Source organism: Streptomyces sp. GbtcB7 (assembly GCF_019091445.1).
In the GTDB taxonomy this organism is placed as follows: domain Bacteria; phylum Actinomycetota; class Actinomycetes; order Streptomycetales; family Streptomycetaceae; genus Streptomyces; species Streptomyces mirabilis.
Genome location: NZ_JAGXJM010000411.1, coordinates 1 through 254, shown reverse-complemented (window position 1 = coordinate 254; position 254 = coordinate 1). Strand labels below are relative to the sequence as shown.

General features: G+C 68.5%; 1 pseudogene. It reads right to left on the bottom strand.

Going from position 1 to position 254, the window contains the following annotated elements:
• Positions 1 to 254: pseudogene (locus tag KVT44_RS56390) on the bottom strand (copper amine oxidase); the annotation flags it as partial.

Genomic DNA, 254 nt, shown 5'->3' with positions numbered 1-254 from the left:
GGAGGAAAAGCCCTGCCAGGGGGCGGGGATGGGGTGCTGGTCCCCGCCGCGCGCTATGTGGTGGAAGCCCCCGTTGACCCCCCCGATGGGGTGGGGGAGCGTCTGTCCGTTGACGTACTTGGCGACGGACTTGCCCGCTCCGTCGCCGCAGATGAGCAGGTTGTTGGTGGCGCACTGCTCGCACTCCTTGGACTCGGTGAAGTACACGTCGTGCCTGGTGTAGGGGCGGCCGAGGCACTGGGTGGTGGTACCCG